This window comes from Novosphingobium sp., from assembly GCF_049240505.1.
Taxonomy (GTDB): Bacteria; Pseudomonadota; Alphaproteobacteria; order Sphingomonadales; family Sphingomonadaceae; genus Novosphingobium.
This window is the reverse complement of sequence record NZ_JBMLSM010000059.1, coordinates 8,217-10,138: the sequence shown is the minus strand read 5'-3', so window position 1 is coordinate 10,138 and position 1,922 is coordinate 8,217. Positions and strand designations below refer to the sequence as shown.

At 62.4% G+C, this 1,922-nt stretch carries 3 protein-coding genes and 1 pseudogene; all 4 read right to left on the bottom strand.

The window, feature by feature from the left end; genetic code table 11:
* Positions 1 to 196: pseudogene (locus ACOVQ0_RS05040) on the bottom strand (NADH-quinone oxidoreductase subunit D); the annotation flags it as partial.
* Positions 193 to 1,008 (bottom strand): NADH-quinone oxidoreductase subunit C, encoded by an 816-nt coding sequence (locus tag ACOVQ0_RS05035; RefSeq protein WP_421880947.1) that lies wholly within the window; start codon positions 1,006 to 1,008, stop codon positions 193 to 195. The gene ACOVQ0_RS05035 and the pseudogene ACOVQ0_RS05040, both read right to left, overlap by 4 nt.
* 13 nt (positions 1,009 to 1,021) lie before the next feature.
* Positions 1,022 to 1,582 carry a NuoB/complex I 20 kDa subunit family protein gene (locus tag ACOVQ0_RS05030; protein WP_421880944.1) on the bottom strand — a complete coding sequence of 187 codons (561 nt, stop codon included), beginning with the start codon at positions 1,580 to 1,582 and terminating at the stop codon, positions 1,022 to 1,024.
* A 5-nt stretch (positions 1,583 to 1,587) separates the two neighbouring features.
* A complete protein-coding gene (gene ndhC, locus ACOVQ0_RS05025) occupies positions 1,588 to 1,911 on the bottom strand; it encodes an NADH-quinone oxidoreductase subunit A (protein WP_421880949.1) in 324 nt (107 codons plus the stop codon).
* Between the last annotated feature and the right edge of the window lie 11 nt (positions 1,912 to 1,922).

The following is a 1,922-nucleotide window of genomic DNA, read 5'->3' as shown; positions in this document are numbered from 1 at the left end:
TGTGCTCGATCAGCTTCTCGGTGCCGCGATGCAGCAGGCCGACGTGCGGATCGATACGCTCGATGATTTCGCCGTCAAGCTCCATGACCATGCGCAGCACGCCGTGCGCCGCCGGGTGCTGTGGCCCGAAGTTGATCGTGTAGTTGGTGATGACCTCATCGCCAGTGGTCGGCGACTGTTCAAGCTGCAAGCTCATGCGCCCTCTCCATCGGCCTTGGCAGGACGGTCGTCGGTCGGCTCGGGCGCGGCAGGCTCGTCCGTCTTGCTGGCGACGGGAGCATCGGCAACCGGCTTGGCCGCTTCCGCGTTCGCCTTTGCGCCAGCGCCGGTATCAGCGGGCTTTTCCGTCGTCTTCGGCGTGTCCACCTTGGGCGCGGGAGCAGCCGCTGGCGCCGCTGCCTTCTCATCGCCCGGCAGCACGTAGTCCGCACCTTCCCACGGGCTCATGAAGTCGAACTGCCGCAGATCCTGCGCAAGCTGCACCGGCTCATAGACCACGCGCTTGTCCTCTTCGGAATAGCGCAGTTCGACATAGCCCGTCAGCGGGAAGTCCTTGCGGAACGGGTGCCCTTGGAAGCCGTAGTCGGTCAGAATGCGACGCAGGTCGGTGTTGCCTGCAAACAGCACGCCGTACATGTCGTAGACTTCACGCTCATACCAGCCAGCGTTGGGCCAGAGCGTCGTCACGGTCGGAACCGGCGTCGCCTCGTCGGTCGCAACCTTCACGATCACGCGATGGTTCTTCGTCACCGAAAGGAGGCAATAGCACACCTCGAAGCGCTCGGCCCGTTCAGGGTAGTCAACGCCCGCAATGTCCATCAACTGCTGGTATTCGTGATCGTCACGCAAGCTGCGCATCGCATCTTCGGCGCGTTCGCGCACGACTGTCAGCAGGATTTCACCATGCTCTTCGTCGGCACGCACCAGCATATCGCCAAGCGCAGCGACCAGCGCATCCTTCACACCCTCGTTCGAGGTCCAGCGCGGCGCGGAGTGGAGAACCGTCATCAGCCCTGCTCCCTCAACGCTCGATCGTGCCGGCGCGGCGGATCTTCCGCTGCAACTGCATCACGCCATAGAGCAGCGCCTCGGCGGTCGGCGGGCAACCGGGGACATAGATGTCCACGGGCACGATGCGATCGCACCCGCGCACCACCGAATAGCTGTAGTGATAATAGCCGCCGCCATTGGCACACGATCCCATAGAGATCACATACTTGGGGTCAGACATCTGGTCATAGACCTTGCGCAGCGCCGGGGCCATCTTGTTGCACAGCGTGCCGGCCACGATCATCACGTCCGACTGGCGCGGGGAAGCGCGCGGCGCAACGCCAAAGCGCTCCATGTCATAGCGCGGCATGTTCACGTGGATCATCTCGACCGCGCAGCAGGCAAGACCGAAGGTCATCCACCACAGCGATCCGGTGCGTGCCCACTGGAACAGCTCTTCGGTGCTGGTGACGAGGAAACCCTTGTCATTCACCTCGGCATTGAGACTGTCGAAAAACGCCTGATCGGGCGCGGTTACCGCACCCTGACCGCCAGAAACCTGACCGGTCGTGATAAGGGGAGAAGTGGCCATGTTGCTCATTCCCAATCCAACGCCCCCTTCTTCCAGGCATAGATGAAGCCAATCACCAGCTCGCCCAGGAAGATCATCATCGTGGTCCAGCCTGCCCAGCCGGTTTCACCCAGGCTGACAGCCCAGGGAAACAGGAAAGCCGCTTCCAGATCGAAAATGATGAAGAGGATCGCCACGAGGTAAAAACGGACGTCGAACTGGCTGCGCGGGTCTTCGAACGCGGGGAAGCCGCATTCATACTCGCTGAGCTTTTCGGCGTTCGGGTTGTGGGGGCCCGGCCGGCGCGCAACCCCCCAAGGCAGCAAAAACAAATCGGTGGGAATCCCCACAGCGAACCCCA

What these genes read in the sequence shown, in the direction of transcription:
- ACOVQ0_RS05035 (WP_421880947.1), bottom strand. Translation starts at nt 1,008, where the DNA reads ATGACGGTTCTCCACTCCGCGCCGCGCTGGACCTCGAACGAGGGTGTG.
- ACOVQ0_RS05030 (WP_421880944.1), bottom strand. Translation starts at nt 1,582, where the DNA reads ATGGCCACTTCTCCCCTTATCACGACCGGTCAGGTTTCTGGCGGTCAG.